We start from the raw sequence: 6,794 nt of genomic DNA on the forward strand, positions 1-6,794 counted from the left end.
GGTGTCGGCGGAGCCGTCAGCCCCGTCCTGAGCGCCGGTGACCATCCGGCCGGAGGGATCGACGACGTACCACGCGCCGCCCACGCCCTGGCCGTTGACGTCCCCCGGGGCGGCGTCGCCGGCATAGGTGTACAGCGGCCATTCGGCGTAGGTCAGCTGTAACGACCCGTCATCGCGCTCGATCGTGTCGACGAGGTCGGCCGTGGCCGCGCCGTCGGCGCTCACGGGTGCGCCCTCGTCGGTGACGTGCAGCGGTGGCCAGTTCTCGGCGCACCCGTCGACGCAGGTGGAGCGGTTGGCCTCGTCGTCGGCGAACCGGTAGAGGACGTTGCCCTCCCCGTCCGTGAGGACGTCGCCGAACCGCTCGTCCCAGACCGTTCCGAGGGCGGCGACGCCGCCTCCTCCGTCGGTCGCTCCGGTGTCGGACCCGCCGGGGTCGGCGGCCGCCTCGGAGCTCTCGTCCCCGGGCCCGGAGCCGGCTGGGGGCGGAGCGAGATCGTCGGTGGAACATGCGGTGACCAGCAGGAACAGGGCCAGGCCGAGGGCCTTGGCACCCTTCGCCTCAGTGTTCACATGCCTCTCCCATCGGGCTAAGTTACCGGGCCTCTTTATCTGACCGTGATCGCCCGGATGTCGGCCAGTATGGCCCCTCACATCGATTCACAAAACATTGGGAAGCGCTCCCACACTCCTATCCCACGACTGAACTGGGTCTTTGCATACCGAAAAAATCCGCCCAGGCACTTGACAGCCACAGACCCACCGGGAAATCCGGCGAAACAACTGGCGGAGACCGCCGCGCGGTGCTACCTTCGGCCGCCACGAGCGCGACTCGCAAACCTCCCACCAATTCGCACGCGCCGCGTGGACGCACACCACCCGGCGCCGAAAGGGGTGGACAGCATGTTCGCAAGGAGCCGCACACCCAACGGCAATCCTCTGAATATCAGACATCTGATCCGTCATCGCCCAACACGGCGACCACGACCGTGGATATGGGCGTCCATCCTGTTCGGAGCGGTTGCTGCGAACGCCTTCCTGGCACTGGTCGTGCCGGAGAACATCGTGGTGACGCGTGCCGTCCAGGATGTCCTCTGGACCTATTCCGGCGTGATATCGCTTGTCGGACTCACTGTGACAACGGCCCTTGGCATTATCGCCACCGACCGGATTATCAGCACTCCACGACTACGCATAATCCACCAATCATCCCACAAGTCAATGGCGCTGATTTCCATGGGGTTCCTCCTTCCCCATGTCGTCCTACAGATCTCGCACACCCGGCTGAACGCCTTCAACGCATTGCTTCCGTTCGGCACCGATCCGGCGGTCGCCTATGGAATCATCGCCGCCGATCTGTTGGTCGTCGTCACCGTCACCGGGATCCTGCGCGGCTGGTTCACCGGGACCCGCCGCCCATGGGTCTGGCGCGTGACGCATCTGGCCGCCTACCTGTCCTGGCCCCTGGGCCTGGTGCACGGGTTGACCGTGGGACGCGCCGCCCCGACCTGGGTCGTGATCGCCTACCTGCTGTGCCTGTCGGCCGTCTGCTGCGCCCTCGTGCTGCGGCTGGTGGTGACCGTCCGCCCCGCGTCCAGCGTCCCCGGCGAGGTGCGCGCCGCCTCCGAGCAGCTGTCACCCCCCGGTTCCGCCCCCGCCCCGGAACCGGTCCGCCGACCGTCGCCCCACCGGAGGAGGCGCCCATGATCACCCTCACCCTCGGCCGTCCGCGACTGACCACGGGGCTGGACGAACACGAGCGCGTCGACCACGACACACACGTGCGCCTGCACGGCGAGCTCCCGAAGATGACCGCCGACGACCTCATCACCCTCACCGAGCTCGGCGCGCTGCCCGGACGCGGAGGAGCCGGGTTCCCCTTCGCCCGCAAGCTCCGGTCGGTGCTGCGGTCCGCGCTCCGTCGGCGGGCACCCGCGCGCGTGGTGGTCAACGCGGTCGAGGGCGAGCCCGGCAGCGCCAAGGACCGGATGCTCCTCGAACGCCTGCCCCACCTCGTGCTCGACGGCGCCGAGCTGGCCGCCCACGCCCTCGGGGCGCCCGAGGTCGTGGTGGGGATCGCCGACCGCGCGCCCTCCGGAGCCGACGACGATCCGGTTCGGGAGTCACTGCGCGCGGCGGTGGCCGAACGCCGGTCCGCGCTGGGCCTGCGGCTGGTCCAGATGCCGCACCGGTTCGTGTCCGGGCAGTCCGGCGCCCTGGTCCAAGGCATCAACGGCGGTCCCCCCGTCCCACCCGGCCAGCCCCGACGCACCAGCGAGAACGGCGTCGCGGGCCTGCCCACCCTGCTGTCCAACGCCGAGACCTACGCGCACGCGGCACTGCTCGCTCTCGGCGGGGCCTACCAGTACGCGTCGGTGAGGACGGCCGACCAACCGGGCACGGTCCTGCTCACGGTCGGCGGATCCGTCGTCGTGGAGGCGCCCGCCGGAACCCCTCTGGTCCAGGTACTGCACATGTGTGACATGGCCCCGGGCCAGGCCGTGCTCGTCGGCGGCTACCACGGAGCCTGGCTCTCCCCCGACGTCGCGGACCGGGTCCGCCTCTCGCACGCGGACGTGGCGGACGCGGGCGGCACCCTGGGCGCCGGGGTGGTCCTCCCCCTGCCTCGGACGACCTGCCCGCTGGGGGAGGTCGCGCGGGTCCTGCGGTACCTGGCCGGGGAGAGCGCGGGCCAGTGCGGTCCGTGCCTGCGCGGACTGCCCGCGCTGGCCGAATCGTTCTCCGCACTGGTCACGGGGGAGAGCGGGCCGGAGCCCGCCCTGGCCGCGGCGGCGGTGGGTGAGGGAAGAGGCGCCTGCGCGCACCCGGACGGAAGCGCCCTCTTCGCGCGCAGCGCGCTGGCGGTGTTCGGGGAGGACGTGTCCGAGCACGCGCGCGAAGGCGGCTGCGGGCGTCCCGTCTCCGGCCTGTTGCCCTTGGCGGACGGTTCGACCGACCGCCGGACACGGCTGTCGTTGGACTGGTCGCGCTGCGACGGGCACGGACTGTGCGCGGAGCTGTTGCCGGGCCTGATCCGGCTGGACCGCAACGGCTACCCCGAGGACCAGCACGTCACCGTGCCGGACGCCCTGGCGGCCGACGCCGAACTGGCCGTGCGCATGTGCCCGGCCCTGGCGCTGCGCCTGAGCTCCCAGGGATGAGGGGACGGTCGGGGCGCGGGCGACCGGTCAGCGCAGTATCGCGACGGGCCCCTTCGCACCGTGGAGGACGGAGTGGCTCACCGAACCGAGCAGCAGACCCCGCACTCCGCCGCGTCCCCGGGAACCGACCACGATCAGGTCGGCGGGGGTGGCCTCCTCGAGCAGCGCGACCACTGGATGGGCGCGCACGACCCGGGGGACCACGGACACGCCGGGATGCCGCAGCCGGGCCTCGACGATCTCCTCCTCCAGGGACTGGCGCGCCGCCTCGGCGGCCGTGGCGTCGTCGAACAGCTCGGGCGGGATGGGGCCGGTGGCCGCGGCGAAGGCCACCAGGGGCTGCCAGGCGCTGACGGCGACCAGCTCGGTGTCGGCGAACTCCGCCTGGGCGAAGCCGAACTCCACGGCCCGGCGGCTGGGTTCGGAGCCGTCCACACCGACGATCACGCGCCCGCGGACGCCGTGCGCGGAGGCGTGCTCGTGCGGCATGACCACGACGGGGACGGGAGAGCGGGCGGCCAGCTCGATCCCGACCGACCCCACGAACGCGGCGAGGAAGCCGCTGAGCCCGCGCGAGCCGACCACGACCGCCGCGGCGCCGGGGTTCCCCGCCTCCGTGAGCAGTGCCTCCAGTGGGCGGTCCCGCGACAGCACGGGGGCCACCTCCAGCTCGGGGAAGAGCCGGGACACCCAGTCGGCGGCGTACGCCAGCAGGCGCTCGGCGGCGGTGGCGTCCGTCCCACCCGCCTCCACGGGTTCCTCGTCGGGGACGGGCGCGTCGAAGACGCCCACGGAGGCGGGGGAACAGGCCGCCACGACGATCCGCAGACCGAACCCGCGCAGCACGGCCTGGTGGGCCGTCCACTCCAGCGCGTGCCGGCTGGAGTCACTGCCGTCCACCCCCACGATCAGCCACCGTGTCGTGGCCGCACCGTCCATCACGTGTGCCTTCCTGTCGGACGTGTCCCGTTCCGCGCGGTTCCCGACGGTCACGCGCGCAGTGTCTGATGATCCCCCTTACTTCGATCATGACGCGCCAACACGCACCCGCGGATAACGGTGCCGCCGCGAGTTGGGTGACGTAGGTTCGAAGACGACCCGTGTTCCGCAGGGGAACGGAACGTGAACGGGCCCCGCCGCGTCTCATGGGGGAGAAGACGCCGCCGGCGGAACGGGAGGGCGCCATGCCTGACACGAGCACCGCGAGTCTGCACTGGGACTACCGGGACGGAAGGGTCGCCGCCGTGGCGGCGGCCGTGGTCTACAGCCTCTGGGTCCTGGAGGTCGTCCTGCCCGGCGGCGGAGCCGCGCAGGGGGCGCTGGCGGAGCCGGGCTCACCCTTCGGCGAGTTCCTGGACAGCACCCACCGCACCGCGTCGATCCTGGTCATCGTGGCGGCCGCACTGGGACTGTCCCTGGGGACGAGGCGGACGCGGCGCTGGTTGCTGGTCTCCTGGTGGTCGATGGCCGCGTTCGGCGTGCTCTCCCTGGCCACGTCGCTGCTGCCGGGCGCCTGCCGGGTCTCCACCGACGTCGCGTGCGCCGCCGAGTCACTGGTGGAGGGCGGGCAGGGAGCCACCCTCGCCCAGGCCCTGCTGTCGGTGGCGGCGGTCGTGACGGCGCTGGTGAGCGTGATCGCTCTGGCGGTGAACCGGTGGAACGCCGACGACCCGGCCTGGCTGTTCGTGGCGGTGATGGCCGCCCTCCAGGCGGTGTCGGCCGTCGCCGTCCTGGTCCTGGCCGGGATCCTGTACTGGTCCTCCGGCGACGGCGACCCCGGGGTCCCACTGGGGCTGGTGCAACGCGCGCACCTGGTGACGGTCGCGCTGTGGCTGCTCACCGCCGGAATCGTCCCCGGCCCCTGGAAACGGGCGCACGACGGTCAGGAGACCGCCGCCGCCCGCTGACGTGGCGCCTCACCGGAGCGCCTCGGGGAGCGGCAGGGAGTGCACCACGTGGAGCGTGCTCACCGCGCGGGTGAGCACCACGTAGAGTCGGTTGGCCCCGCGCTCCTCCGCCGCCACCACGGAGGCGGGTTCGGCGACCACGACGGCGTCGAACTCCAGGCCCTTGGCCAGACTCGCGGGTACCGCCACCAGGCGGCCCGCGTCCAGGTCGGCCTCACCGAGGAGCGGGGCGGACAGCCCCTCCGCGGCCAGGGCGTCGCGTAGGGCGGAGAGTTCGTGGTCGGCGGCGATCAGTCCCACCGAACCCTCCCCCTCGAGCGCGTCGCGGCAGGCCTCGGCGACCGCGGAGGCGAGCGGCCCGTCGGCGGCGGTGACGGTCAGCGAACCCTCCGCCCGGCGGACGGCCGACGGCACGCCCAGACCGGGGGCGATGGTGGGCAGCAGACGGGCGGCGAAGTCGATGATCTGCGCGGGAACGCGGTAACCCCGGTCGAGGACCCGCAGGTGACCGGTGGGCTTGCCCAGGTGTTCCAGGAGCGTGGACCAGTTCCTCGCCGCCGAGGGGCTGGTGCCCTGGGCGACGTCGCCGAGCACGGTCAGCGACCCCGACACGCAGCGCCGACCGATCGCGCGGCACTGCATGGGGCTGAGGTCCTGGGCCTCGTCCACGACGATGTGCCCCAGGCCGGCGGGGCGTTCGATCAGCGCCGCCGCTTCGTCCACCAGGGCCAGGTCCTCCTCCGACCACCGCGCCGACTTGGGGCCACGCGGCCGTCCGGGCAGGAGGACGGACCTCTGCTCGTCGGGGCTGAGCACGCCGTCGGCGGCACGGGCGAGCCGCTCGGGGTCGGTGAGCAGACCCAGGACGAGCTTGAGGGGATCGACCTTGGGCCACAGGGCGTTGACCGCCGACCTGACCGCGGGGTCGCGTCGCACCTGGGCGTGCGTGCGGTCGTCGCAGACCTCCCCGGCGGACTCCATGAGCGACAGCACGGTGTGGGCGATGCGGTGGGAGAGCAGTTCACGGCCCGCCCCGTAGGCCACACCGCGTTCGGCCAGCTCGTCCAGGAGGGGGCGCAGGTCCTCGGGGTACAGGCGCCAGCGGCGCGCGCCCCGGCGGACCACCACGGGTTCCTCGGGGTCGCGCAGGTGGGACCACAGGTCGCGGCGCAGGACCTCGGCCATCCGGGCCTCGCCCTTGGTCCGGGCGGCGTCGGGTCCCTCGGTCCGGCGCACCCATCCGGCGGCGGGGCGGGAGCGTTCGGGAAGGTCGGCGGTGAGCAGCTCGGTGACCGTGGTCTGGGCGACGTCGACCTCGCCGAGGGCGGGCAGGACGTCGCGGATGTAGGAGAGGAAGGAGCGGTTGGGACCGATGATCGCCACGCCGGAGCGGGCGAGGCGTTCGCGCTCGGTGTAGAGGAGGAAGGCGACGCGGTGGAGGCCGACGGCGGTCTTCCCGGTGCCGGGGGCGCCCTGGACGCACAGGGTGGTCTCCAACGGGGCCCGGACCAGGTCGTCCTGTTCGGGCTGGATGGTGGCGACGATGTCGCGCATCGGTCCGGTGCGGGGCCGTTCGATCTCGGCGGCGAGCAGACCGTCGGCGGGCGCCTCACCGGCGTCGGCGGCCGTGAGGGGTTCGTCCTCGAAGGCGGTGAGGACGGCCCCGGTTCCGTCGTCGTTCGCCGTGGCGCCGAAGCCGTAGCGGCGGCGGTTGAGGACTCCCATG

At 72.7% G+C, this 6,794-nt stretch carries 6 protein-coding genes; 3 read left to right on the top strand and 3 right to left on the bottom strand.

What is annotated here, in order from left to right; all coding sequences use genetic code 11:
* A partial coding sequence (locus D471_RS37965) for a COG4315 family predicted lipoprotein (protein ID WP_017601914.1) occupies nucleotides 1-573 on the bottom strand: 573 nt, incomplete at its 3' end.
* A 648-nt stretch (nucleotides 574-1,221) separates the two neighbouring features.
* Here D471_RS37965 and D471_RS36835 point away from each other — a divergent pair.
* Both D471_RS36835 and D471_RS0129310 read left to right on the top strand, forming a co-directional pair.
* Complete coding sequence (locus tag D471_RS36835; protein WP_017601915.1) at nucleotides 1,222-1,707, top strand: hypothetical protein; 486 nt, start codon at nucleotides 1,222-1,224, stop codon at nucleotides 1,705-1,707.
* A complete protein-coding gene (locus D471_RS0129310; protein WP_017601916.1) occupies nucleotides 1,704-3,161 on the top strand; it encodes an NADH-quinone oxidoreductase subunit NuoF family protein in 1,458 nt (485 codons plus the stop codon). Before D471_RS36835 ends, D471_RS0129310 begins: the two co-directional genes overlap by 4 nt.
* Nucleotides 3,162-3,188: 27 nt before the next feature.
* Here D471_RS0129310 and D471_RS0129315 read toward each other — a convergent pair whose 3' ends face one another.
* Nucleotides 3,189-4,100, bottom strand: coding sequence for a universal stress protein (locus D471_RS0129315; RefSeq protein ID WP_026128199.1), 912 nt, complete (start codon nucleotides 4,098-4,100; stop codon nucleotides 3,189-3,191).
* A gap of 245 nt (nucleotides 4,101-4,345) precedes the next feature.
* Here D471_RS0129315 and D471_RS0129320 point away from each other — a divergent pair, with 245 nt between their 5' ends.
* Nucleotides 4,346-5,068: a membrane protein gene (locus D471_RS0129320; protein WP_026128200.1), complete on the top strand. Its 723-nt coding sequence runs from the start codon at nucleotides 4,346-4,348 to the stop codon at nucleotides 5,066-5,068.
* A gap of 9 nt (nucleotides 5,069-5,077) precedes the next feature.
* Here the strand turns inward: D471_RS0129320 and D471_RS0129325 are convergent.
* On the bottom strand, nucleotides 5,078-6,794 hold a 1,717-nt coding region (locus D471_RS0129325), incomplete at its 5' end, for a HelD family protein (RefSeq protein ID WP_017601919.1).

The organism is Nocardiopsis lucentensis DSM 44048, from assembly GCF_000341125.1.
Classification (GTDB): Bacteria; Actinomycetota; Actinomycetes; order Streptosporangiales; family Streptosporangiaceae; genus Nocardiopsis; species Nocardiopsis lucentensis.

What these genes read in the sequence shown, in the direction of transcription:
- D471_RS0129320 (WP_026128200.1), top strand. Translation starts at nt 4,346, where the DNA reads ATGCCTGACACGAGCACCGCGAGTCTGCACTGGGACTACCGGGACGGA.
- D471_RS0129310 (WP_017601916.1), top strand. Translation starts at nt 1,704, where the DNA reads ATGATCACCCTCACCCTCGGCCGTCCGCGACTGACCACGGGGCTGGAC.
- D471_RS36835 (WP_017601915.1), top strand. Translation starts at nt 1,222, where the DNA reads ATGGCGCTGATTTCCATGGGGTTCCTCCTTCCCCATGTCGTCCTACAG.
- D471_RS0129315 (WP_026128199.1), bottom strand. Translation starts at nt 4,100, where the DNA reads ATGGACGGTGCGGCCACGACACGGTGGCTGATCGTGGGGGTGGACGGC.